Source organism: Flavobacterium cupreum (assembly GCF_003996965.1).
Taxonomy (GTDB): domain Bacteria; phylum Bacteroidota; class Bacteroidia; order Flavobacteriales; family Flavobacteriaceae; genus Flavobacterium; species Flavobacterium cupreum.
In genome coordinates, this window is record NZ_QWDM01000011.1 from 59,921 (window position 1) to 82,691 (window position 22,771).

Sequence of the window (22,771 nt, forward strand, 5' to 3'; positions counted from 1 at the left end):
TTTTGATCGCTTAAATATTTGATTTTATACTCGTGTTGTGCTTTTTGTTAATAGAGTTACTAAATTACTCTAACAAAATCACTTTCTGTCGCTGTAATACAAAGTTTTAATCCACAATCTTTGAATTTTTTTGCCACATTATAAAAGGCAATTGTAGTTCTCAACATCAGTAAAATACATATTCCTGAGCTAATTTTATCAGTAAAAAATGCTGATTCTGCCTTTTTTTTAAAAATTCCGGAGAAACCTCTGGCTTTACCAATATCAATAATGCTTGTGTAGTCATTACTTATCCAGTCTCCTGTTCCTTTACTGTAGTTTTTGCAAATATACATTATACTGTCCCAACCATTATCTAAGCTGTAATAAAGACATAATGCATCCGAATTTTCAATTTTAGCACGCTGAATACAGTCAGGCATTTTTTCTTCGATCTTTTTTTCGTAGCTTTTTAGATTAACTGTTATTATTTTATTAATCAAATCTTTAGGTACCGTCAACGTAGATGCAATATTTAGAGCAAAATTTTCAGCATTTTCAATTTCTCCTTTTTCAATAAATTCGACGCAAGTTTCCCAGTATTTGTAATAATTTGGCTTCATTTCTAAAATTATTTTAAGCTTTCAGAACCTTACTCTGGCAAACAAAATCAGATTTTGGGATTTCAGTTTTCGAGATCGCCCCAAAACCGCCTTCCACTTCTGAAAAATTTCTAAACCCGCGTGCCTGCAAAATAGAAGCTGCAATCATACTGCGGTAACCTCCGGCGCAATGCAGGTAAAAATGCTCGTTCGGATTAATATCTTTTACCCAGTCGTTGATAAAAGCCAATGGTTTGTTGTAAGCTTCATCGATATGTTCTGCAGCGTATTCGGTTTCTTTACGAATGTCGATTACTTTGTCTTCGTCAATTTTAAATTCAGTTGCAAATTGTGCAGCGGTAATTCGGTTAACAGTATCAATTTCAAAACCGGCTTTTTGCCAGGCTTCAAAACCACCTTCCAGATGTCCAATAATGGAATCAAACCCAACACGGCTTAAGCGTGTTACCGTTTCTTCTTCCAGACCAATTTCGGTAACCAGTATAATAGGTTGTTTTACATTAGCAATTAAAGTTCCCACCCAGGGTGCAAAATCACCATTGATTCCGATATTAATAGATTGCGGGATAAACCCTTTGCTAAAATCGGCAGCACTTCTGGTATCCAGAATCAAAGCTCCGGTTTCTTCGGCTACAGCTTCAAATTCTTCGGCTTTTATGGTTTTCATTCCGTTATGCAAAACCGATTCAAAACTTTCATAACCGTTTTTATTCATCGCTACATTCATACTGAAATAGGCTGGGGGAGGCAATAATCCGTCAGTCACTTCGGTAATAAATTCAGCTTCGGTCATATTGGCACGTAAAGCATAATTGGTTGCTTTTTGATTTCCGATTGTCGAAACAGTTTCTTTGCTCATGTTTTTTCCACAGGCACTTCCGGCTCCGTGTGCAGGATATACGATGACATCGTCTGCCAGAGTCATGATTTTATCTCTTAGAGAATGAAATAAAATTCCGGCCAACTGATCCTGTGTCATTCCGGCTGCTTTTTGTGCCAGATCCGGTCTTCCTACATCTCCGATAAATAAAGTGTCTCCGGAGAAAATCGCATGGTCTTTTCCGTTTTCATCAATCAGTAAATAGGTGGTGCTTTCCATGGTGTGCCCGGGAGTGTGCAGGGCTTTAATCGTAATTTTTCCGATTTTAAATTCCTGTCCGTCTTTCGCGGAAATGCAGTCAAATTCGCAGGCAGCATTAGGTCCGTAAACAATTGGCGCCTGAGTTTCTTTGCTTAAATCGATATGTCCGGAAACAAAATCAGCGTGGAAATGCGTTTCAAAAATATATTTCAATTTTACGGCATCACGTTCTAAACGATCTAAGTACGGCTGAATTTCTCTTAACGGGTCAATAATCGCAGCTTCACCGTCTGAAGTTATATAGTAAGCACCCTGTGCAAGGCATCCGGTGTAAATTTGTTCAATTTTCATGATTTGGGAATCTAAATAATGGTTTACAAAGATAACTCGGTTTTTCTAAAGAATAAGTGACTAATGTTACAGAAATGGAATTTTTACCATATAAGTGATTTAAGTTCATTTAAGGCAGTGCGTAATTTGCATTAAGCTTAGTAACTTATAGGATAGAAAAAAAATCTATATAAAGTTATTTAAATAAAATTAAGGTTTCACTTCCTGTGCTCAAAGCTTAAATGAACTTACATCACTTACATGGTAGAAAAAAAAATCTGCGTAATTTTACAACACTACAAAAATCATTTATTATGAATACAAAGGACTTATTGGATCAGATTGCTTTTATAAAAGAGATTGATAAAGTAAAATACATTCAGCGGAAAACGAAGCTGTTTAACAGTGACCGAAATGAAAACGATGCCGAACACAGCTGGCATCTGGCACTGATGGCGATTGTTCTGGCCGAACATTCCGATAAACCAATTGATGTTTTGAAAGTGGTGAAAATGGTTTTGATACATGATATTGTAGAAATCGACGCCGGGGATGTTTTTTTATATGATTTGCTAATCAGTCATTCGAATACGGATGCAGAGCGTTTGGCCGCGAACCGCATTTTTGGCCTGCTTCCAAAAAAACAAGCCGATGCCTTTATTGAAATCTGGGAAGAATTTGAAGCCGGGGAAACCAACGAAGCCAAATTTGCCAAATCGATGGACAGATTAGAGCCTTTACTGCAAAACACCTCCAACAACGGCGGCACGTGGAAAGAGTTTGGCGTAGGGTACCAAAAAGTTTACGAAAAAAAGAGTGTGATCAAAGAAGGCTCCGAGACTTTATGGACATACGCAGAAGGCCTGATAAATGAAAGTGTCGAAAAAGGAATTTTGAAGAAATAATCAAATATAGCGAACATAATCACAATATAGCCTGCGGTTTCAACCGCAGCAAACATATTGTGATTATGCATTGCGTTCCCGCGGTTTCAATCGCGGGCTATATTTCATACGTACATCTATACACAATCCTGTTATTTCTGTCATTTCGACGAAGGAGAAATCTCTTTATGGAACTCTACAATCAGATTCCAATCTTTGGCGAGCTTCTCGTGAAGATTTCTCCTTTGTCGAAATGGCAAACTTTGGCAAAATTGCTGCAGGCATAAGTGTTATTTATACATATTAAATTGTTGAAAAGTTTAACAAATATCGGGCGATAAACTTTTTTTTAAGGTCATTAATTTGGGTTTTAATGGGTAAATTTGTGGGACTTCATAATTAAAATACCACTCATGGAAGAAATGCTTTTTTATGACCGAATGCAATTCGCCTTCACGATTACTTTTCACTATCTTTTTCCGCAACTTACAATGGGTCTTTCGCTGATCATTGTTTATTTTAAGTGGAAATATTTAAGAACCAAAAACGAACAATACAATCACGCCACGCATTTCTGGATGAAAATTTTTGCCCTGAATTTTGCCATGGGTGTCGTAACCGGAATCCCAATGGAATTTCAGTTCGGAACCAACTGGGCCAAATTCTCTGAACTGACGGGTGGAATTATAGGTCAGACACTGGCAATGGAGGGGATGTTTTCGTTTTTCCTGGAATCTTCTTTTTTGGGGATATTTTTATTTGGCGAAAAAATACTGGGACATAAATGGCACTTTGTAACCGGAGTATTAATCATGATCGGTTCCTGGACCAGCGGCTATTTAATTATAGCCACACACTCCTGGATGCAGAATCCGGTTGGTTATGAAATTCTGGAAAACGGAAAATTTGTACTGACCAATTTTAAAGCTTTATTCCTCAATCCGTGGTTATGGCCTTCTTATCTGCACAATCAGGCCGCCTCTTTGGTAACAAGTTCGTTTGTTGTGGCCGGAATCGGTGCTTTCTATATTCTGAGTCAGAAAAATGTTTCTTTTGGAAGATTGTTTCTTAAAACGGGAGTCATTTTCGGATTGATTTCGAGCATTATTGTGGCAGTTCCAACCGGAGATTTACTGGCCAAAAATGTAGTGAAATACCAACCGGTGACTTTTGCCGGAATGGAAGGAATTTTTCATACCGAGAAAAAAGGTTCTGAAATTGTTTTAATCGGTCAGCCCGACGTAAAAGACAAAAAACTGGATAATAAAATTGCCGTTCCCAATATTTTGAGTTTCCTGACATATGGAAACTGGGAACAGGAAATAAAAGGACTGGATCAGTTCGAAGAAGATCTGCATCCGACCAATATTTCCGGATTATATTATGCCTATCATATTATGGTCGGTCTCGGGACTTTGTTTATTGGTTTGATGGTTTTGGCACTTTTTCAGTTAATTCGGGGAAAATTATACCAGACCAAATGGATTTTATGGTCGCTGATGTTTATGATGCCGTTTCCGTATATCGCCAATACTACAGGCTGGTACACCGCCGAATTGGGCAGACAGCCCTGGCTGGTTTATAATTTATTGCGTACTTCTGCGGGGGCATCGCCAACAGTTTCGTCCGGAAATACCTTGTTTACCTTATTGGGTTTTATCGGATTGTATCTTTTACTCGGAATGCTGTTTTTGCTTTTGATTGGAAAAATTATCAATAAAGGGCCTCATCATGTGGAACTTTCAACAGAAAAAATATAAGTATGGAATTTTTTTGGTACGTCGTTTTAATGGGAATTCTGGCCGTTTACATTGTTTTGGACGGTTATGATTTTGGAGCAGGAATTATTCATTTATTTCTGGCTAAAACAGAAAAAGATAAAAAAGCAATTACAAGCGCTATTGGTCCGTTTTGGGATGCCAACGAAGTTTGGATTATTGCGGCCGGAGGTGTATTGTTTTTCGCATTTCCGACTCTGTATGCTTCTTCTTTCAGCGGATTTTACCTGCCGCTGATTATGATTTTATGGCTGTTGATTTTCCGTGCCATTGGTTTGGAAATGCGCGGACAGGTACATCATCCGATGTGGGAAACAATCTGGGACAAGGCTTTCGGAATCGCGAGTCTGCTTCTTGCGCTGTTCTTCGGGATTGCTTTGGGAAACATCGTGCGCGGGGTCAATCTCGGAATGGTGACCAACGGCGTTTCGACTCAGGAAGCACATTATTTCTTTTTGCCTTTGTGGAATCCGACTTTCAGTCCGCAAGCCAATGAATTGGGAATTATCGATTGGTTTACCTTATTTCTTGGCATTGTGAGCGTGGTAGCTTTAACGATTCACGGCGCCAACTGGATTATCTTTAAAACCAATTCGTCTTTGAATCCACAGCTTAAAAATCTGGTTTTTAAACTGAATATTGTTTTATTGGTTTTGGTTTGTATTTCGTTGCAGATCTGGCATTTTATTGAGCCGGAACCTTTTCACAATTTTGTCGAAAATCCGGTTCTTTGGTTTTTTCCTGTGATGACTTTTGTCGGGATTTTAGGCTTGTTCAAAGTGCGTTCATACAAAAAAGACGGACAAGGTTTTATATTCTCAACTTTATTTCTCGTTGGCGGATTTGCTTCGACTGCCGTTTCTATTTTTCCAAATGTTTTGCCTTCAACAAATAAAGTAAATCCATCTTTAACCATTTACAATACCGCCGCCGGAGCTTACGGATTAAACGCCGGACTGAGCTGGTTTTTTGTCGCGCTGTTTCTGGTCATTATTTATTTTATTATTCAGTACCGTGTTTTTAATGGGAAAATGGATGATGTGGGGTATGGGGAGCATTAAGTTGTTTTGTTTTTTTAGCCACCAATTTCACGAATTTTCACGAATTATTTATAGCAATAGCCGTTGGTTTTAACCAGCGGTTTTTAATTTTTGAGTGAAGTTGGCTTTAGCCGAAAATGAGCTGTATATTTGGCTAAGCCAGGAAGATTTATTCGGTTTTCTATTCAATTTTATAAATTCGAAATTTCTAGTTTGCCTAAGTTTGCTTAGCGAATAGCCCGTTCGCCGCGGCGAAAACGCCAAAACAAACAATCTTAATTTCTTGGACTGATATTAATTTGCGATAATTTTGTCAAAGTAGTGGGGCAGAATATAAATCATAATTTAAAATTACATGGAAGACCTGACATCATTTATTGAAAATATTAATAAGAAAGTCATCTTATTACCAGACGAAATGGATGCCTTGCTGTCTGAGTTTAAAGTGCGAAAAATAAAGAAAAGACAGTTTATCGTACAACCGGAATTTGTGAACAAACAAAGAACTTATGTACTTGAAGGTGCTTTTCGTGCATATGTTGTAGATGAAAAAGGTACGGAACATACAATTCAGTTTGCGATTGAAGACTGGTGGATAGCCGATTATAATAGTTATATATACCAAACTCCGGCGACTATGTTTATTGTAGCATTAGAAGATAGTGTGATCTTACAGATAAATCATGAAGCCGAACAAAAATTAAAATCTTCCACTCATAACCTGGAAACCTTATTTCGTTTAATGGCCGAAAAATCTGCTGCATTCTATGTACGTCGCATTATTGCAATGCTTACACAAAATGCAGAACAGCGCTATAGTGAGTTTCTGGAAAAGTTCCCAAAGGTTGCACAACGTCTTCCACAATACGCTCTTGCGTCTTATCTTAATATGACCACAGAGTTTTTATCGAAAATACGTAATGAAAAAGTGAAGAAGAAAAGTTGAAGTAGTTCAACCTTTTTTCCTAAGATACTTCAACTTTTCAACCTTACGAAATACCCAACTTTGCCTTATTAATTAACAATTATAATTAGCAAAACAAAGATGGAAAATTTAAGAAAATTAGAGGGGAAAGTAGCATTAATAACAGGTGCATCAAAAGGTATAGGTGCAGGAATCGCTAAAGAATATGCCAATCAGGGCGCGACAGTGGTTATTAATTATGCAAGCAGCAAAGACGGCGCTGATAAAGTCGTTAAGGAAATTACCAGTAATGGCGGAAAAGCGATTGCAATACAAGGTAATGTGGAAAAAGCAGCTGATGTAAAACGTATTTTTGAAGAGATTGCCAAAACATTTGGTAAACTTGATATACTGGTTAACAATGCAGGTGTTTATAGCTTTGCGGGTATTGACGATATTACGGAAGAATCTTTTCACCGTATGTTCAACATTAATGTGCTGGGAAGTATATTGACGATTCAACAAGCGGTAAAATTATTTGGAGATAAAGGCGGTGCAATCATTAATACCGGTTCGATCGTATCAACGCTTGATATGCCAACTTCTTTGATTTATACTCAAACCAAATATGCAGTTGATGCCATGACCCGTATTCTTGCTAAAGAACTTGGTCCGAAGAAAATCCGTGTCAATTCTATTAATCCCGGATTGATAGAAACAGAAGGTTCTCATAGTTCCGGAGTTATGAATGGAGATGCAGAAAAATGGCATGTTTCTGAAACACCACTAGGACGTGCAGGTCAACCTGAAGATATTGCAAAAGTGGCTGTATTTCTTGGTTCTGATGATTCTTACTGGATTAATGGTGAAACTATCGCTGTTGCCGGTGGACAACGCTAAGTGAACTTTTATTGAAATAGAAAAGTTATTAAATTCAATGATGGGATTATTCCTGTTATTGAATTTTTTATTTTTTGCACGAAAAATTGTATTTTTGAGCATCGAAATACAAAAGTGTAACTTATCGAAAGAATGTTGTATTTTACTATATTAATAATTCGTTTAAGAATTTTAAATATCTTTGAACTATGAGCACAGCAACAAAACCAAAACATATCGGACGCAATATAAGCCGAATCAGAGAGCTTAGAGGAATGAAACAGGAAGCGCTTGCAGAAGCAATTGGCGTAAGCCAGCAAACTGTTTCGGGAATTGAAGGAAATGAAGAAGTTGATACTAAAAGACTTGTAGAAATTGCAAAAGTTCTTGGAGTTACAGTAGAAGCAATTGAAAACTTTTCGGAAGAATCAGTTTTTAATTTTTTTAATAACTTTTACGACAATAGTGTCAGTAATAGCAATGGTCAGGGTGCATCTGGTCCTATTTTTAATTTCAATCCTTTAGATAAAATGGTCGAACTTTACGAACGTTTGGTTCTGGCTGAAAAAGAAGTAGCTAATGCAGAAAAAGAAAAAGTAAAATATCTTGAAAAACTTTTGAATAAATAGAAATATAAAAGACTTAAGTTCACGTGAATTTGCGTTAGGGATAGGAGCGACATCCTTTTTCTTGCTTCTTTAGCAAGGAAAAGATTTAGCGAATAGCCCGACCGAAGGGAACGCCCAAAATATCAAAATCCGTTTGCTCTCAGGAATAAACGGATTTTTTAGTTTCATCTTTGACAAAGATTACACAAAAAGAAGACAAAAAAAATCTACCATATCCGCAACCCGAGCAATAGCGAACTGGCGAAGCAAATCTGGGAGAGAAATAAATCTTAAAACAAAACCTCCTTAGTAATAATATAAAATCCCATCACCAGAACAAACCAGCCAAAAATAGGTTTTAGTCTGGCAGCATCAATTTTTTTGGAAAGCCGGCTGCCGATGAACATTCCCAAAAGTGCCATTGCAGAGATGCCCAATAAAAAAGGATAATTGATGGGAGTACCAATGTATAAATCACCTCCAAAACCGATTGAAGAATTGATTGAGATAATTAATAATGAGGTTCCTACGGCTTGTTTCATAGGTAAATTAGCGAAAAAGAGCAGGGCAGGAATGATCAGAAATCCTCCGCCGGCACCCAGAAATCCGGTGATGATTCCGACTACAAATCCAATGAAGCTAAGTTGAAGGTAATTGGTTTCCGTTGCTTTTATTTCAGGTTTGTTTTTTCGAATCATCGAAATGGCTGCTGTAATCATCAAAACTGAAAAGATTATCATAATCAGGAAATCTTTTGAAACCGAATAGGAAGCAATCGAAAATAAAGTCGAAGCAATCTGAGGAAAGATAACTTCGCGGATAATCAAAATCGAAATCACAGACGGAATCGCAAAATACAACGCCGATTTGAGTTTGAGGTTTCCCATTTTATAATGGCTGTAACTTCCGGACATGGCGGTCAGTCCGACAATAAACAAAGAATAAGAAGTAGCCTGCTCGGGATTTACTTTGAATAAATAGACCAAAATCGGGATGGTCAGAATAGATCCTCCACCCCCGATTAAGCCTAGTGATATTCCGATGATGATTGAAGCAAAATATCCTAAATATTCCATTACATGTTTTTATGCAAAGGTGCTTCGTTAAATAGAAACCTACAGTAACATTTATCACACAAGGCCATTTTTGCCCCAGATTAAAAAATTATTGGATTATTTTGCACACTGATTTTACGGATAGGACAGATTTACGCGGGTTTTTCTTTTGAGGTAGAATAATTGTTTTTTTAATATTCGCAGATAAAGAAAAATCAATATAATCTTTTAATCTGTGGCAACCCACTTAATCCGTAAACTCCGCGACCAAATAATTTCATTTCAAAAGCTCAATCTGATTGCGGTTGAGTTTCACCAGACCCCGCTGTTCCATTTTTTTGAGTAATCTGGAAATCACTTCTCTGGAGGTATTGAGTTCGGTTGCAATCTCCTGGTGCGAAAGCTTTACTTCAGAACAGCCACAGGCATCGGAATGTCTTTTGAGGTAAAATTCCAAACGTTCGTCCATAGAGCGAAAGGCGATATTGTCAACGACTTCAAGGACTTCTTCAAAGCGGCTTCTGTAGGTTTCAATGACGAATTCGTACCAGGACCGGTGTTCCATCATCCATTTGTCCATCATTTGCAGCGGAATCATCATCACCGAAACATCTTCGACCACTTTGGCCATAATCTGGCTTTTTTCGCTTTTGGCGGTACAAATCATCGAAATAGCACAGGCTTGTCCGGGCTGCAGGTAATACATCAGGAATTCTCCTCCATCTTCGCCTTCGCGATAAATCTTGATTTTTCCTTTGGTAATCAAAACCGTGTTTTTAATGTATTGTCCCGTTCGCATTAGAATGGTTCCGGCTTCAAAATCCTGCAGGCTTCCGTTTTCTTCAATAGTCGAAATAAGTTCGCTGGAGAAATTGGGAAATATATTTTTAAGTAAGTTTTGCATGGTTTGATTGTTTATTGGGCACGGATTTTACGGTTTGAACGGATTTTTACAATTGTTTTGATTTATTTTTTGCCACTAATTTCAAGAATTAGCACGAATTAATTAGTTGAAATTAGTGGCAGCTATTTTTTAATAAATATAAATTCTTAATCTATTTTATTGCTACGACCAGGTAACAGCGAAAAGCGAAGCAATTTCACGAATTAGCACGAAATCAATTAGTGAAAATTAGTGAAATTCGTGGCAACTTTTTTTAATCATTATAATCTCTTAATCTGTGGCAAAAAAATAATTTCACAATTCAGCATGAACTAATTCGTAACAACCATTTTTATCAAATTAAAATTAAAACAACTAAATTTATACAAAGATAGCAGATTGGATTGGCATTAATTACCGGAAAACTATTTTTAGAAACTATTTAGGCAAATGAAAAAATCCTATTTTCTATCGATTTTATAGACTGGATTTTTGAAAATAGTGAGTAAATTTGTAATTCACTGATTATAATCCTTTCTCTAAAACGTTTTCTGAGAATAATAATCGAAATCGCATTTGGTACGTTTTTAATTAACAGAAACGTCGTAATTTTACAAAAAACACATTTATTATGAATTTATCACAAGAAGATTGGGTTGCCCAACTGGCTGCTGACGAGAATGCAGTTATACTTGACGTAAGAACTCAGGACGAGTTTAATGACGGTTATATCGAAAATGCCGTTAATATTGATATTAATAAAGGACAAGGTTTTATTTACGAAATCGAAGAATTAGATAAAAACAAAAATTATTACGTGTACTGCCGTTCCGGAGCCAGAAGTGCGAAAGCATGTCAGGTTATGAACGAGTTAGGAATCGAAAATGCCTATAATTTATTAGGCGGAATCCTTGACTGGGAAGGCGAAACCGTAAATCCATAAAAAAATGAAGAGGCCTGAAAAGCCTCTTTTTTCTTTTCAAACGCTATTAATAACCAAATTATAAATTACCGGACTATGAGTTTAATACCCGAAGAATTTCAGATTAAAACCCTTATCAATCAGGATACCTATCTTGTAAATGGGGAACTAAAACAATGGACAGGGCAGACCACACCTGTTTTTTCTACCATTTCATCTACAGAAAAATATACGCCGACCTTATTAGGTTCCATTCCGTTTATGGGAGAGAAAGAAGCTGCTGAAGTAGTTGAGGCTGCCAATGGTGCCTACAATAAAGGTCAGGGCTTATGGCCAACGATGAAAGTCGCTGACCGAATTAAATGCATGGAAAATTTCGTAAGACAAATGAAGGATACCCGCGAAGAAGTGGTAAAACTTCTGATGTGGGAAATAGGAAAAAACCTTGGCGATTCGCAAAAAGAATTTGACAGAACAGTTGAATATATTCAGGATACAATTGACAGTTATAAAGAATTAAACGGACGCAGTTCGCATTTTGAAAAAGTGCAGGGCGTCAATGCCATGATTCGCCGCGGACCTCTTGGTGTTGTCTTGTGTCTTGGACCTTATAATTATCCCTTAAACGAAACTTTTTCATTGCTGATCCCGGCTTTGATTATGGGGAACACGGTTATTTTTAAACCGGCAAAACATGGCGTTTTATGTATTTCACCATTATTACGTGCTTTTAGAAGCAGTTTTCCTAAAGGTGTTATTAATATCGTTTACGGAAGAGGTCGCGAAATTGCCTCTCCAATCATGAAATCCGGAAAAATTGATGTTTTGGCATTAATTGGAAACAGCAAATCAGCAATAGCCTTACAGGATCAGCATCCGAATAAAAACAGATTACGTCTGATTTTAGGCCTGGAAGCTAAAAACCCCGCGATTATTTTACCGGATGCCGATTTGGATCTGGCGATTCAGGAATGTATTGCAGGAACTTTATCGTTCAACGGTCAGCGTTGTACGGCTTTGAAAGTTTTATATGTACATGAATCTATTGCAGAAGAATTTAACAAACGTTTTTCCGAAAAAGTAGACGGATTGCTGTTCGGAAATCCATGGGAAAAAGGTGTTGCACTAACACCGCTTCCTGAAACAGAGAAACCAAAATATATTCAGGGTTTAATTGATGATGCAACTTCAAAAGGAGCAAAAATCCTGAACGAAAAAGGAGGTAAACATACCGAGAATTATATTTTTCCGGCCGTTTTATTTCCTGTAAATAAACAAATGAGAGTGTATCACGAAGAACAATTTGGACCTGTAGTGCCCATTATTTCTTTTAAACATATTGATGAACCTCTTGATGATATGGCCGAATCAAATTACGGGCAACAGGTAAGTTTGTTCGGAAAAGATATCAAAACTTTAGCACCGCTTATCGATTCCTTGGTAAACTTAGTTTGCAGGGTAAATCTGAACAGTTCCTGCCAAAGAGGTCCGGATGCCTTTCCTTTTACAGGACGTAAAGATTCTGCAGTAGGTACCCTAAGTATCCCGGATGCCTTGCGTTCTTTCTCTATTCGTACGTTCGTAGCTTCAAAAGATATCGCTTATAATAATGAAATCCTGCAGGAATTGCTGAACAGCAAGGAATCGAATTTCATTAATACCGATTATATTTTGTAGTTTCAGGGTTATATATTAATTGTAGATCACCGTCTTTTTCTTTTTTGAAAAAGGCGGTTTTTTCTTTTTGAGTTGCTGAGCTTCTGAGATGCTGAGGTTCTGAGTTTCTTTTTATCTTTTGTAAAATAGGTCTGTATTTTTTTCTTCATCCAAAACTGCAACATTTAGAATTGGATGGAATCAGAAACCGACGAAAAATATTATTTAGATAAAATGTAACATAATTTAAATAAAGCTTCTAATATTGTAATCGACTAAATCATCAATTTATAAAAACTATGAGAAAAAAAGCACACCAATTACTACTGTTTGGTTTTCTGTTTTTAATGCAATACGGCTTTTCGCAAGAGCTTTATATGCCAAGGAATATCAAAGAAGCCTATGCAAAAGGCACTCGTTCAGCAGACGGGAAGCCCGGGAAAAAATACTGGCAGAATCATGGTAAGTATACTATGGATCTTACGGTGAATGCAGCTACCAAAGTAGTGAGCGGGACTGAAACCATCATCTATGAAAACAACAGTCCTGATAGTTTGAGAAATTTACCAATCCGTTTTGTAAACAATCTTCATAAACCATCTTCTCCACGCGGCGGATCTGTCAGTGATGATTTTTTAAGTGACGGACTAACCATCACTTTATTGAAGGTGGAAGGCGAAGTTTATAAAGAAGACGCCAGAAGCTGGGGTACGGTAGGGAATGTAAAACTTAAAAAAGCGATCCCTCCACATTCAAAAATCACTATCAATATCGACTGGAATTACCCTTTATCTAAAGAAAGCGGAAGAGAAGGACAAATTGACAATACTACTTTCTTTGTAGCGTATAGTTATCCGAGAGTAACCGTTTTTGATGATTACAACGGTTGGGACCGATTGCCACATACCGATCGTCAGGAGTTTTATAATGATTTTAATGACTATACGTATTCGGTTAAAGCACCCAAAAATTATGTGGTTTACGGTACCGGAGATTTATTGAATCCGGATGAAGTTTTGAATCCGGAATTTTCAGCACGTTTGAAAAAATCATATACAACCGATGAAGTGCTTCATATCGCTAACGAGCAGGAAATGAAAAGTGGTGCTGTTACCAAACAAAACGACTGGAATACCTGGAAATTTGAAGCCAAAAATATTTCAGACGTCTGTTTCGGACTAAGTGATCATTACTTATGGGATGCCAGCAGCGTTTTGGTTGACAAAAAAACAAATCGCCGTGCGAGTGTTCAGGCAGCGTATGATGTAAAAGGAACTGATTTTGTAGCTTCAGTAAAAAACAATCAATATGCCTTAGACTGGTTTTCGAACAACTGGCCGGGAGTTCCGTATCCTTTTTCAAAAATGACCGCTTTTCAGGGATTTGCCGACATGGAATATCCAATGATGTGTAATGATTCTCAAATGGGGGATCCTGTTTTTGCACAACTGGTACAGGATCATGAAGTGGCACATACTTATTTTCCTTTTTACATGGGAATCAACGAAACCCGTTACGCTTTTATGGATGAAGGCTGGGCTACCACCTTCGAATATCTAATCGGAACGGCAGAACACGGAAAAGAAGCTGCCGATAAATTTTACAAACAATTCAGGGTTGCGCAATACATCAACGATCCTTCAACAGAAGAAGATCAGCCGATTATTTCTATGTCTACGCAGGTTTCAGGACCGGGTTACGGAAATAACTCCTATGGTAAAGCTTCTCTTTCTTATATCGCTTTAAAAGACCTGTTGGGTGATGATTTGTTCAAAAAGTCATTGCACGCCTACATGGACAACTGGAATGGCAAACACCCAATTCCGTGGGATTATTTTAATTCGATCAATAGTGCTTCAGGAAAGAACCTGAACTGGTTTTTCAACAACTGGTTTTTCACGAATAATTACATCGATCTTTCCGTTAAAAGTGCAGATGCCAAAACTGTTTCGATAGAAAATGTGGGTGGCTTTGCGATTCCGTTTGAGGTGAATGTTGTATATGCAGACGGTACACAAGAAGCATTGCATCAGACTCCTGCTATCTGGGAAAAGAACCAAAAAGTGGCGACAATTACTTTAAAAAGTAAAAAGCAAATTAAAGAAATCACAGTTGACAATGGTATTTTTCTGGACGCAACGCCAGCGAATAATACTTGGAAAAGCAAATAATTAAAATTTAAAAAGTCCCTTGAGTAAAGGGACTTTTTTTTCAAATTAGTATGGAAATCAGAACAATTAAAGCCTCGCAAACCTGGAACATCAGGCATGAAGTAATGTGGCCCGTTCAGCCTTTTGAATTTGTGCAGCTGGACGAAGATGATTCCGGATTGCATTTTGGGGTTTTTATCGAAGAAGAGCTGGTTTCAATAGTTTCCTGTTTTATTGATCGTGATGAAATGCAATTTCGAAAATTGGCCACTTTGGAAGACTATCAGGGAAGAGGAATTGCTTCTGAACTATTGCATTTTATTTTAAAACTGGCCAAAGAAAAAGGATTAAAAAAAGTCTGGTGCAATGCCAGAAGAGATAAAAAATCATTTTATGAGAAATTTGGAATGTCAGATACGTATAAAATTTTTACAAAATCCGGAAAAATTTTTACTATAATGGAGATTTTATTTTAGAGCAGGCAATCAAAAAAAAACCTGCCTGAATTTTTAAATAATCTGTTTTTAAACTCCTGATTAATAACCTGATGTTTATTTATGCAGTTTGTTTTTTATCGAATTCACAATGTCTTAAGTCGTATCTTTTCAGGCGGTAAAGGCTAAAATTAACAGAATGAAAAAATGAAAACGTTTTCGTTTCTTTCAACTTGTTAAGACTTTCTTATTTTATTTTTTTTATTCCAATCTTTTATTACTTTCGCACTCAAATGAGAAAGTTAATAGTATTTTTAGTATTCATGAATTTCCTTCTGCTTGGCGGAGGGCAATATCTTAATGCTGAAACTCACCAGGGCCCTCATCACAATCTTGAGAAAAGACACCGCGTAAAATTCACCAATCAGGATCAGGGTAATTCAGTAATTGAAGATGCCGATGTAGATCTTGATGAAGAATGTCTGGGTAACGATACTCTTAAAGACGGACTTTTAAATAAATATTTTACAGCCAATTACAGCTTAGTAGCTAAACTCTATTTGACACTCTCTCGTCAGCTGGTTGTAAATTCCTATAATCGTTTTGAATTCTTAGCGCCATCTTGTGGCGAGTCAAATCCTATCTATATTACCCAGAGAGTTTTAAGAATCTGATTCCTTTTTATACATCGGTTACCAATAAGCGTGATCATGCATAAGTTCGGACAGTATTTTTAAAATACTTTTTCATTCTACGTTTCACGTTTTATTCTGGCGACTGATTATTTTCAGACCGGGAAAGTTTCTATTCCCATTATTCAATCGCTTAATTTCCATTTATTATACCATGAAAAGAATTGTCGTGTTAACGGGCTTATATGCCTTGTTGTGCCTTACCAGTTGTACATCAAAAAAAGAAGAAAAAGAAGAAGCTGAAAAATTTACAGTAACCAATCCTGTAAAAATTGATACTTCGTTTACCAAACAATATGTTTCGCAGATAAAATCTGTCCGAAATATTGAAATCCGCGCTCAGGAAAAAGGATTCCTGCAAAATATTTATGTTGATGAAGGACAGTTTGTAAAAGCAGGCCAGCTTTTGTTCCGAATTATGCCAAACATGTATCAGGCGGAATTATTAAAAGCACAGGCGGAACAAAAATCAGTAGAAATTGAATTGCAAAATTCTAAATTACTGGCCGATAAAAACATCGTTTCCAAAAACGAATTAAGTGTGGCCCAGGCCAAATTGCAATCCGCAAAAGCTGAGGTGGCATTAGCAAAACTTCATTTATCATTTACCGAAATCAGAGCTCCGTTTGACGGAACGATCGACAGAATTCCGTTAAAATTAGGAAGTCTTATCGATGAAGGGGAATTATTGACAAGCCTTTCCGACAACAGTCAGATGTTTGCTTATTTCAACGTTTCAGAACCTGAATATTTACAATATCAAACTGATATAAAAGACCGTGCAGAAACCAAAGTAGGTTTGGTTCTGGCTAACGGAGATACGTTTAAATACAAAGGGAATGTAGAAGTAATCGAAAGTGAATTTAACAATGAAACCGGAAACATTGCTTTCAGAGCAAGATTCCCTAATACAGGTAAATTACTTAGAAATGGTGAAACAGGGCAGGTTCAAATGCTTGTACCGTTAAGAAATGCTATCGTAATTCCACAAAAAGCTACGTATGAAATCCAGGACAAAAAATATGTTTTTGTGGTGGATAAAAACAATAAAGTAAGTTCAAAAGAAATTACGATTACTGGTGAAATTCCCGATTTATATGTCGTAAGCAGCGGACTTACTGAAAATGATAAAATCTTACTGGAAGGCGTTCAGAAAGTAAGAGACAACGATAAAATTAAATATGAGTTCCAATCTCCTAAAGAGGTACTGAATCATTTGCGCTTAAAAGCTGAATAGGTTTAATTGGTTTAATCATTAAAAAAATATAAAAATGTTTAATAAATTTATTCAAAGACCAGTACTGTCGATAGTGATATCGCTGATTATTGTCTTTTTAGGGGTATTGTCGGTATTGAATTTACCGATCACCCAATTCCCATCCATTTCGCCGCCAATGGTAAACGTTACGGCAGATTACCCTGGATCTAATGGTGAATTGATGATCAAATCGGTTGTTATTCCGTTGGAAAGAGCTTTAAACGGAGTTCCCGGAATGAAATATATGACTTCTGATGCCGGAAATGACGGTGAAGCAAGTATTCAGGTCGTATTTAACCTTGGTACAGATCCAAATCAGGCTGCGATTAACGTTCAGAACCGTGTGGCTTCGGTTACAAACAAACTACCTCCATTGGTAGTTAGGGAAGGTGTAAAGATCACCCGTGAGGTTCCGAGTATGCTGATGTATGTGAATCTTTACAGTACAGACCCAAATACCGATATGAAGTTCCTGTACAACTATGCAGATATCAATGTATTATCGGAGTTGAAAAGGGTAAATGGTATCGGATCCGGGGATATTTTGGGAACACGTGAATATGCGATGCGTATCTGGCTGAAACCTGACCGTATGTTAGCTTATAAAATATCTGCCGATGAGGTGATGGAAGCATTATCAAGCCAGAGTTTAGAGGCTTCACCTGGTAAAACAGGAGAAAGTTCCGGTAAAAGATCTCAGGCCTTCGAATATGTACTGAAATATTCCGGACGTTTTACAACGAAAGAACAATATGAGAATATTGTCGTAAAATCAAATAGTAACGGAGAACTTTTACGTCTTAAAGATGTGGCCAAAGTTGAATTCGGAAGTTCGATGTATGATATTTATTCGAATTTGAATGGTAAGCCGTCTGCGGCTATTGTATTGAAACAATCTTTTGGAAGTAATGCCAATCAGGTTATCGAAGATGTAAAGGCCAAACTGGAGAAAATCAAGCAAAAATTCCCAAAAGGAATGGATTATGAAATCTCTTATGACGTTTCTAAATTCTTAGATGCTTCTATCGAAAAAGTAATTCACACCTTAGTTGAAGCGTTTATTCTGGTAGGATTGGTGGTATTCCTTTTCTTGGGAGACTGGCGTTCAACGATTATTCCGGCGATTGCGGTACCTGTTTCGCTGGTTGGGACTTTTATCTTCATGACCTTTTTTGATATTTCATTAAACCTGATCACATTATTTGCTTTAGTACTTGCTATTGGAGTCGTCGTCGATGATGCGATTGTGGTTATTGAAGCCGTACACGCCAAGATGGAAGAAGAACATCTTTCGGCACTGAAAGCAACCAAAAAAGCAATGCACGAGATTGCAGGAGCTATTATTGCGATTACGTTCCTGATGGCTGCGGTATTTATTCCGGTGGCCTTTATGTCCGGTCCTGTGGGAGTATTTTACAGACAGTTTTCGATTACAATGGCAACAGCGATTATACTTTCGGGTATTGTGGCTTTGACTTTAACACCGGCACTTTGTGCAATGATGTTGAAAAATAATCACGGTAAACCTAAAAAGAAAACGCCTGTAAACAGATTTATAGACGGATTTAACAACAAGTTCAATCTGGCACAGGGGAAATACCAAAACGTATTGGCTACAATTGTAAACAGAAGAGCGGTTACGATTATTGCACTTTTAGGGTTTTGCGCCGGAACATGGTTAATCAGTAGTACCGTTCCTTCCGGATTTATTCCGAATGAGGATCAGGGTATGTTTTATGCTATTATTCAGACGCCTCCGGGATCATCATTGGAAAGAACCAATAATATTGCCGAGAAATTGCAAAAAATTGCCGAAACGGTAGAAGGAGTAAAATCGGTTTCTTCACTTGCAGGTTATGAAATTTTGACGGAAGGTACCGGATCGAATGCGGGAACCTGTCTGATCAATCTTAAAGACTGGAACGACAGAAAACAATCCGTACAGGAAATTATGACGGAACTGGAAGAAAAATCGAAAGATATTCCGGGTGCCAATATCGAGTTTTTCCAACCGCCTGCGGTACCGGGATACGGAGCAGCGGGAGGATTTGAACTTCGTTTGCTGGACAAAACGGGTTCCGGTGATTATCGAAAAATGGAAACCATCAATAATGAGTTTGTAAGAGAACTGAACAAACGCAAGGAGCTATCAAATGTCTTTAGTTTCTTTAGCGCCAGTTTCCCGCAATACATGATGAAAGTAGACAATGACCTGGCACAGCAAAAAGGAATTTCTATAGAAAATGCGATGAATACCTTGTCAACGCTTGTGGGAAGTAACTACGAAATCAGTTTCATCAAGTACGGAATTAATTATAAAGTAATCGTTCAGGCGGCTCCGGAATACCGTGCACAGCCGGATGATATTTTAAAACTTTACGTGAAAAACAATCGTGATGAAATGGTCCCTTTTTCTGCCTTTATGAAATTAGAAAAAGTATACGGTCTTTCAGAGATTACGAGACACAATATGTATACTTCTACTGAAATTAGTGGTGGTGCCGCTCCGGGATATAGTAGTGGTACAGCGATTAAAGTAATTCAGGAAGTAGCTGCCGAGAAATTGCCAAGGGGTTATGATATTGACTGGGCAGGTATTTCTGCCGATGAGGTAGCACAGGGAAATCAGGCCATTTGGGTATTCTTAATCTGTTTGGGATTTGTATATCTGGTTTTAGCAGCGCAATACGAAAGTTTTATTTTGCCATTATCGGTGATCCTTTCTTTACCGGCCGGTATTTTTGGAGCCTTCCTTTTATTAAAATTAACAGGATTAGAGAATAATATCTATGCTCAGGTGGCCATGGTAATGCTTATTGGTCTTTTAGGTAAAAATGCCGTATTGATTGTAGAATTTGCCATACAAAGGCACGCTGCAGGGAAAACGGTTTTAGAAGCCGCCATGGAAGGTGCCAAAGCAAGGTTCCGTCCTATTTTAATGACTTCATTTGCTTTTATAGCCGGATTACTGCCACTTGCTTTTGCTTCTGGTCCGGGTAAGATTGGGAATAGAACAATTGGTACAGCAGCTGCCGGAGGTATGCTTGTAGGAACCATATGCGGGGTATTCGTTATTCCTGGATTGTATTACATTTTTGCCAAAATATCAGAGAAACACAAACTGGTAAAAAATGAAGAAGAGAATCCATTAACCGAAGAAATTGATGATAATCATGTATAAATTCAAGTTACAATATAGTATTGCGTTAGGTCTTTGTCTTGCAGCGGTGAGCTGCAAGGCTCCGCAGGCCACTACCGAAATGCCAAACAAAACAGTTGTTCCTGAAGCTTACACCACTAGCAAGGATACAACAAATACGGCCGCTCTTCCGTGGCATGATTTCTTTAAGGATCAAAATCTGGTCAATCTGATCGATACGGCCCTGAAAAATAATCAGGAATTACTGATCACTTTGCAGGAAATTGAAATCGCAAAGAATGATGTTCGTATCAAAAAAGGGGCTTATTTGCCAACCGTTGGTATCAGAGCCGGCGCAGGAGTAGAGAAAGTGGGAAGATATACCAGCCAGGGGGCAGGTGATGCTACTACAGAAATTAAGCCCGGTAAAGAAACACCGGATCCGCTTGGAGATTTTGTGGTAGCGGCTTATGCCAACTGGGAAGTAGATATCTGGAAAAAACTGCGTAATTCCAAGAAAGCAGCAGTAAGCAGGTATTTATCAACCGTAGAAGGAAAGAACTTTGTAGTAACCAATCTCATCGCTGAAATCGCTAACTCGTATTACGAATTATTAGCGCTTGACAGCCAGTTAGACATTGTAAAACAAACTATAGAATTGCAATCCAATGCTTTAGAAATCGTAAAGATTCAGAAACAGGCATCCAGAGCAACCGAACTGGGGGTTCAGAAATTCCAGGCTGAGGTTATGGATTCTAAAAGCAAAGAGTTTGATATTCTTCAGCAAATAAAAGAGACGGAAAACAGAATTAACTTTTTGGTGGGTCAATATCCACAGGAAATTAAGCGAGATAGAAACAACTTTTTAAGTTTGTTGCCATCAACTGTTAATTCTGGGATCCCGTCTCAATTATTACAAAACCGTCCTGATATTAAACAGGCAGAAATGGAGCTTACAGCTGCAAAACTGGATGTAAAAGTGGCCCGTGCAGAATTTTATCCTTCACTGGATATTTCGGCTGCGGTAGGCGTAAATGCTTTTAATCCTTCCTACCTGCTGACATTTCCGGAATCGCTTTTGTATTCCTTAGCAGGTGATCTGGCCGCACCTTTGATTAACAGAAATGCAATCAAAGCGGAGTTCAGTAATGCCAATGCCAGACAGCTTCAGGCCTTGTACAATTACGATCGTGTGGTTTTGAATGCATATATCGAAGTTTCAAACGAACTTTCCAAAATTAGTAATTTAGAAAAAAGCTACGATTTAAAATCACAGCAAGTAACGGCCTTAAACACATCCATCGATGTTTCTAATGACTTGTTTAAATCTGCAAGAGTAGATTATTTCGAAGTTCTGATGACGCAGCGTGATGCTTTGGAATCTAAGTTAGAACTGATCGAAACGAAAAAAGACCAATTAAATGCTGCAGTCAATGTTTACAAAGACTTAGGCGGTGGTTGGAAATAAAAATTGTTATTAAGTTGTAGATCAAAACCTTTCGAGAGTTCGCTTTCGGAAGGTTTTTTATTTAAAATAACCTCCGGAATCTATTGAAAAGTCAAAATACCAGTTTTTAATAACTTTTTCAGTTCATCGTTAAGTTGATTTCTCCGAATTAAAAAGATATTTGGTTACCAGAGTAAAGAAAACCAATATATTTAATGTGGTAGAACCAATTAACGTTATAATGATTTCGTCAGATAAATTTAGTTTTCCAAGACCTTTCCACATCAGGATAAAGAAGATACAGATACACCATACACCAGATGCAGGTAAAAGAAAAAATATATTCTGCATAGCGTTTTCTTTCCACCATGTTCTGATTTGAGTTTTGTAACTCTGATTGGTGTTTTTCATAAGAAATAAACTCAGAAATAGATACTGAACTCGTTGGCGCATTAGTGACATCGCTTATAAGACCGCCTAAATTAAAACCTCTTGCCATTATTCGCTGATTGGTTTATTAACAAATTTCTCGAAATAGCTGCTCATTAAGTCGTTGGATATTTCTTTTTCATTATTTCTTTTCGCTTCCGTCCACGGAGACTCAGGGAGGTGCGTCCAGTTTGATAATTGTATGGCATTAAGGTTTTTGGCTACTTCCAGAGTGAATTCTATCACATCATCTGTAGCTTTATCCAGTTCTGTGTTTTGATTAAGGGAATAACTCAATGGGATTTTTTTTATGGCTGCGTTGCCATATTCTTTAAATTCATGATAAACGCTTTTTATGACCGGACCATACGGCCAGACTTCTATAGGCTCCTGAATTAAAGGAACGCCATTTTTGGCAAGATATAAACCATTGGCAATGAACAAAAGTTTTTGCAGCGACATATTAGAAATATCAATGTCCTGTTCTTTTGCCCGTTTTAGAATTTCTCCGGATAAAAATAATGCTGACTGTGCCATTTCTAAAAATTTAGTTTAACAAATATAGCGTTTATAATCAATACCACTATAATTAGTATAAAA

General features: G+C 37.5%; 20 protein-coding genes. 14 read left to right on the forward strand and 6 right to left on the reverse strand.

Translation table 11 applies throughout. The features are described 5' to 3' along the window. Positions 1-59: 59 nt before the first annotated feature. Both D0817_RS16730 and D0817_RS16735 read right to left on the reverse strand, forming a co-directional pair. A complete protein-coding gene (locus tag D0817_RS16730; protein ID WP_127339522.1) occupies positions 60-602 on the reverse strand; it encodes a hypothetical protein in 543 nt (180 codons plus the stop codon). A gap of 13 nt (positions 603-615) precedes the next feature. Further along, on the reverse strand, positions 616-2,034 hold the full coding sequence (locus D0817_RS16735; protein ID WP_127339523.1) for an MBL fold metallo-hydrolase: 1,419 nt from the start codon (positions 2,032-2,034) through the stop codon (positions 616-618). A 293-nt stretch (positions 2,035-2,327) separates the two neighbouring features. Between D0817_RS16735 and D0817_RS16740 the strand changes: the two genes are divergently transcribed. From D0817_RS16740 to D0817_RS16765, 6 genes are all read left to right on the forward strand, one after another. Continuing rightward, the gene (locus tag D0817_RS16740; RefSeq protein ID WP_127339524.1) at positions 2,328-2,918 is read left to right on the forward strand and encodes an HD domain-containing protein; all 591 of its coding nucleotides are present in this window, start codon (positions 2,328-2,330) and stop codon (positions 2,916-2,918) included. A gap of 392 nt (positions 2,919-3,310) precedes the next feature. Then, positions 3,311-4,657, forward strand: coding sequence for a cytochrome ubiquinol oxidase subunit I (locus D0817_RS16745; protein ID WP_127339525.1), 1,347 nt, complete (start codon positions 3,311-3,313; stop codon positions 4,655-4,657). A 2-nt stretch (positions 4,658-4,659) separates the two neighbouring features. Continuing rightward, positions 4,660-5,736 carry a cytochrome d ubiquinol oxidase subunit II gene (gene cydB / locus D0817_RS16750; RefSeq protein ID WP_127339526.1) on the forward strand — a complete coding sequence of 359 codons (1,077 nt, stop codon included), beginning with the start codon at positions 4,660-4,662 and terminating at the stop codon, positions 5,734-5,736. Positions 5,737-6,070: 334 nt separating this feature from the next. After that, a complete protein-coding gene (locus D0817_RS16755) occupies positions 6,071-6,661 on the forward strand; it encodes a Crp/Fnr family transcriptional regulator (RefSeq protein ID WP_127339527.1) in 591 nt (196 codons plus the stop codon). 99 nt (positions 6,662-6,760) lie between these two features. Beyond that, positions 6,761-7,519 (forward strand): glucose 1-dehydrogenase, encoded by a 759-nt coding sequence (locus D0817_RS16760; RefSeq protein WP_127339528.1) that lies wholly within the window; start codon positions 6,761-6,763, stop codon positions 7,517-7,519. Between the two features lie 188 nt (positions 7,520-7,707). Beyond that, positions 7,708-8,127, forward strand: a complete 420-nt coding sequence (locus tag D0817_RS16765) for a helix-turn-helix domain-containing protein (protein ID WP_127339529.1) — start codon at positions 7,708-7,710, stop codon at positions 8,125-8,127. A 269-nt stretch (positions 8,128-8,396) separates the two neighbouring features. Here the strand turns inward: D0817_RS16765 and D0817_RS16770 are convergent, their stop codons facing one another. Further along, a complete protein-coding gene (locus tag D0817_RS16770) occupies positions 8,397-9,182 on the reverse strand; it encodes a sulfite exporter TauE/SafE family protein (RefSeq protein ID WP_127339530.1) in 786 nt (261 codons plus the stop codon). 256 nt (positions 9,183-9,438) lie between these two features. Then, positions 9,439-10,065, reverse strand: a complete 627-nt coding sequence (locus D0817_RS16775; protein ID WP_127339531.1) for a Crp/Fnr family transcriptional regulator — start codon at positions 10,063-10,065, stop codon at positions 9,439-9,441. Positions 10,066-10,675: 610 nt separating this feature from the next. On the opposite strand from D0817_RS16775, the gene D0817_RS16780 reads away from it, so the two are divergent. The 8 genes from D0817_RS16780 (at position 10,676) to D0817_RS16815 (ending at position 21,763) form a co-directional block, all read left to right on the forward strand. After that, the gene (locus D0817_RS16780; protein ID WP_127339532.1) at positions 10,676-10,987 is read left to right on the forward strand and encodes a rhodanese-like domain-containing protein; all 312 of its coding nucleotides are present in this window, start codon (positions 10,676-10,678) and stop codon (positions 10,985-10,987) included. Positions 10,988-11,062: 75 nt separating this feature from the next. Continuing rightward, complete coding sequence (locus D0817_RS16785) at positions 11,063-12,643, forward strand: NADP-dependent glyceraldehyde-3-phosphate dehydrogenase (protein ID WP_127339533.1); 1,581 nt, start codon at positions 11,063-11,065, stop codon at positions 12,641-12,643. 278 nt (positions 12,644-12,921) lie between these two features. After that, the gene (locus D0817_RS16790) at positions 12,922-14,793 is read left to right on the forward strand and encodes a M1 family metallopeptidase (protein ID WP_161568440.1); all 1,872 of its coding nucleotides are present in this window, start codon (positions 12,922-12,924) and stop codon (positions 14,791-14,793) included. Positions 14,794-14,843: 50 nt separating this feature from the next. Beyond that, positions 14,844-15,248, forward strand: coding sequence for a GNAT family N-acetyltransferase (locus D0817_RS16795; RefSeq protein ID WP_127339534.1), 405 nt, complete (start codon positions 14,844-14,846; stop codon positions 15,246-15,248). A 251-nt stretch (positions 15,249-15,499) separates the two neighbouring features. Further along, positions 15,500-15,880 (forward strand): hypothetical protein, encoded by a 381-nt coding sequence (locus D0817_RS16800; RefSeq protein ID WP_127339535.1) that lies wholly within the window; start codon positions 15,500-15,502, stop codon positions 15,878-15,880. 172 nt (positions 15,881-16,052) lie between these two features. Further along, positions 16,053-17,135, forward strand: coding sequence for an efflux RND transporter periplasmic adaptor subunit (locus D0817_RS16805; RefSeq protein WP_127339536.1), 1,083 nt, complete (start codon positions 16,053-16,055; stop codon positions 17,133-17,135). A gap of 34 nt (positions 17,136-17,169) precedes the next feature. Continuing rightward, positions 17,170-20,337 carry an efflux RND transporter permease subunit gene (locus D0817_RS16810; RefSeq protein WP_127339537.1) on the forward strand — a complete coding sequence of 1,056 codons (3,168 nt, stop codon included), beginning with the start codon at positions 17,170-17,172 and terminating at the stop codon, positions 20,335-20,337. Then, positions 20,330-21,763: a TolC family protein gene (locus tag D0817_RS16815; RefSeq protein WP_127339538.1), complete on the forward strand. Its 1,434-nt coding sequence runs from the start codon at positions 20,330-20,332 to the stop codon at positions 21,761-21,763. Before D0817_RS16810 ends, D0817_RS16815 begins: the two co-directional genes overlap by 8 nt. 129 nt (positions 21,764-21,892) lie before the next feature. On the opposite strand, the gene D0817_RS16820 is transcribed toward D0817_RS16815, so the two are convergent. Both D0817_RS16820 and D0817_RS16825 read right to left on the reverse strand, forming a co-directional pair. Continuing rightward, positions 21,893-22,153, reverse strand: a complete 261-nt coding sequence (locus D0817_RS16820; protein WP_127339539.1) for a hypothetical protein — start codon at positions 22,151-22,153, stop codon at positions 21,893-21,895. Positions 22,154-22,240: 87 nt separating this feature from the next. Further along, positions 22,241-22,708, reverse strand: coding sequence for a Panacea domain-containing protein (locus tag D0817_RS16825; protein ID WP_127339540.1), 468 nt, complete (start codon positions 22,706-22,708; stop codon positions 22,241-22,243). Between the last annotated feature and the right edge of the window lie 63 nt (positions 22,709-22,771).

Coding starts and splice junctions, on each gene's coding strand:
- D0817_RS16730 (WP_127339522.1), bottom strand. CDS start 602: ATGAAGCCAAATTATTACAAATACTGGGAAACTTGCGTCGAATTTATT.
- D0817_RS16735 (WP_127339523.1), bottom strand. CDS start 2,034: ATGAAAATTGAACAAATTTACACCGGATGCCTTGCACAGGGTGCTTAC.
- D0817_RS16740 (WP_127339524.1), top strand. CDS start 2,328: ATGAATACAAAGGACTTATTGGATCAGATTGCTTTTATAAAAGAGATT.
- D0817_RS16745 (WP_127339525.1), top strand. CDS start 3,311: ATGGAAGAAATGCTTTTTTATGACCGAATGCAATTCGCCTTCACGATT.
- cydB (WP_127339526.1), top strand. CDS start 4,660: ATGGAATTTTTTTGGTACGTCGTTTTAATGGGAATTCTGGCCGTTTAC.
- D0817_RS16755 (WP_127339527.1), top strand. CDS start 6,071: ATGGAAGACCTGACATCATTTATTGAAAATATTAATAAGAAAGTCATC.
- D0817_RS16760 (WP_127339528.1), top strand. CDS start 6,761: ATGGAAAATTTAAGAAAATTAGAGGGGAAAGTAGCATTAATAACAGGT.
- D0817_RS16765 (WP_127339529.1), top strand. CDS start 7,708: ATGAGCACAGCAACAAAACCAAAACATATCGGACGCAATATAAGCCGA.
- D0817_RS16770 (WP_127339530.1), bottom strand. CDS start 9,182: ATGGAATATTTAGGATATTTTGCTTCAATCATCATCGGAATATCACTA.
- D0817_RS16775 (WP_127339531.1), bottom strand. CDS start 10,065: ATGCAAAACTTACTTAAAAATATATTTCCCAATTTCTCCAGCGAACTT.
- D0817_RS16780 (WP_127339532.1), top strand. CDS start 10,676: ATGAATTTATCACAAGAAGATTGGGTTGCCCAACTGGCTGCTGACGAG.
- D0817_RS16785 (WP_127339533.1), top strand. CDS start 11,063: ATGAGTTTAATACCCGAAGAATTTCAGATTAAAACCCTTATCAATCAG.
- D0817_RS16790 (WP_161568440.1), top strand. CDS start 12,922: ATGAGAAAAAAAGCACACCAATTACTACTGTTTGGTTTTCTGTTTTTA.
- D0817_RS16795 (WP_127339534.1), top strand. CDS start 14,844: ATGGAAATCAGAACAATTAAAGCCTCGCAAACCTGGAACATCAGGCAT.
- D0817_RS16800 (WP_127339535.1), top strand. CDS start 15,500: ATGAGAAAGTTAATAGTATTTTTAGTATTCATGAATTTCCTTCTGCTT.
- D0817_RS16805 (WP_127339536.1), top strand. CDS start 16,053: ATGAAAAGAATTGTCGTGTTAACGGGCTTATATGCCTTGTTGTGCCTT.
- D0817_RS16810 (WP_127339537.1), top strand. CDS start 17,170: ATGTTTAATAAATTTATTCAAAGACCAGTACTGTCGATAGTGATATCG.
- D0817_RS16815 (WP_127339538.1), top strand. CDS start 20,330: ATGTATAAATTCAAGTTACAATATAGTATTGCGTTAGGTCTTTGTCTT.
- D0817_RS16820 (WP_127339539.1), bottom strand. CDS start 22,153: ATGAAAAACACCAATCAGAGTTACAAAACTCAAATCAGAACATGGTGG.
- D0817_RS16825 (WP_127339540.1), bottom strand. CDS start 22,708: ATGGCACAGTCAGCATTATTTTTATCCGGAGAAATTCTAAAACGGGCA.